Origin of the sequence: Sulfurovum sp. bin170 (assembly GCF_010892395.1) — a bacterium.
Taxonomy (GTDB): Bacteria; Campylobacterota; Campylobacteria; order Campylobacterales; family Sulfurovaceae; genus UBA1140.
In genome coordinates, this window is the sequence record NZ_JAACKB010000272.1 from 1 (window position 1) to 1,721 (window position 1,721).

Here is a 1,721-nt window from a genome sequence, read left to right on the forward strand (position 1 = left end):
ATCAATATTTTTTTCGTGCCTAGAGAATTCACCATCTATCAAATCATAAATCTTCTCCAAATTTACCTCAAAAGTGGTACTTTTTATATCTTTAAAAGTCAGATAAATCACAGGATATTTTGCAAAATGTTTCTCAAAAGTTTTAGTTTTATAGATTGCCAAATCTCTGAATAACCACTCATTATCCTCTTCATCTTTTTCAAAAAAATATCTAAAAGTACTTTGAAGCAGAGTTTTACCAAATCGCCTTGGACGAGGGAGAAGATAGATAAGTGTACTACTCTCCATCAACTCCTCTATGATTAAACTTTTATCAATATAGTAACAATCAACTCTTCTAAGTTCCCTAAAATCACTTCGCCCTATTGGCAAACTACCTTTTCTTCTCACTTCAACTCCTCATATACAAATGGGTCTATCTGTCTATTTTTGCATTGTAGCATTTTTTTATTGAAGAGTCTGTTTTGATGGTGGAGTAACTACACCATTATCAAAATCTATATCAACTCCAACTCCACCATCTATATAGTTCTCTTTGAAGCTCTCCTCAAATAGTTTTTTTGCTCTCTCTCCTGTACAGTGAGAGGGGCAAACGAATTTTGTACCCATATTTTTAATACTCTTAACAGTCTCTCTAATATTCTTTTCCTCTTCTCTAAATAGATGAAAACCACCCAAAAGTAGTAGAATCTCTTTGTCAAAAACTCTCTTGGCTCTAGTCACAATAGCCTCTATCCCACTATGAGCACAACCTGCTATTATGATTAATCCATCCTCTGTATCTATGATGAATGACTGTTCACTAGCCTCTCCCATCGCTCCTGTAGAGTGGATATAGGGTAGTATCTCTGTGGGTTCATCTCCTATCACTGTCACTCCATTGGATAGAGTATTTAGGTCTCTGACAAGGTTTTTGGAGACATGAGTAGTGACAAAAATATTGATATTTGAGTTGAGTTCCAAGATAGAGTCAAGTCCACCGATATGATCCCAATGTGCATGAGAGATAAAGATGGTATCCACTCTATTGATGTCAAGCTTTTTTCTCTGCATATTTTTAAGTAGAACTCTACCATTGCTTCCTGTATCAAAAAGTATGGTGTTGTCTGCTGTCTCTACTAGACATGAGAACCCCCAAAGAGAGGTTAGGCTCTCGCAAGAGCATTCGTTGTCAAATATTACGCTTAGTTTTATATCGTTTGATTTCATCTATCTATTCTATCCTCTACAAATCTATATACTGTGGTGATACCTGAGAGGTGCTTTTTTGGGGAGTATTATATTTTTGCAGTCGCTTGAGTTTCATTATCTATCTCCAAGGATACCTCGTCCATAATCTATGATTTTGGCGAGGAGGAATTGGTAGAACCTGTTATTATTTAATTGTTGCGATTGCATAAGCATAGCCATCTCCTTTTTGTATTGTTTTACAATATTTATGATTAATACCTTGAATTGTTCCTAAAGTTGTTGTAATATTAAAATTACCACTAACTCGAACAGCAACTTTTCCAAGATAAGTTCCTATCTTTTTTCCTTTAGTGACAACTGCTTTTACAATATCACCTGTTTGGAAACCTTTTACTATTTTAGAACCTTTCGCTTTGGTTCGTGGAAATCCAAATCTATCCATTCGACACATTTGACGGCTTCCTCGACCTTGGGCTTTAACTTCTAAAACCATATTGGTCATGATTTTATATTTATAGTTATTTCCAATA

At 35.0% G+C, this 1,721-nt stretch carries 3 protein-coding genes; all 3 read right to left on the minus strand.

The features are described 5' to 3' along the window. Window positions 1-390: AAA family ATPase (locus tag GSY74_RS06375; protein WP_164664268.1), on the minus strand; the 390-nt coding region annotated here is incomplete at its 3' end. Window positions 391-447: 57 nt separating this feature from the next. Then, on the minus strand, window positions 448-1,209 hold the full coding sequence (locus GSY74_RS06380; RefSeq protein WP_164664269.1) for an MBL fold metallo-hydrolase: 762 nt from the start codon (window positions 1,207-1,209) through the stop codon (window positions 448-450). Window positions 1,210-1,375: 166 nt separating this feature from the next. After that, on the minus strand, window positions 1,376-1,721 hold a 346-nt coding region (locus GSY74_RS06385), incomplete at its 5' end, for a hypothetical protein (RefSeq protein ID WP_223157488.1).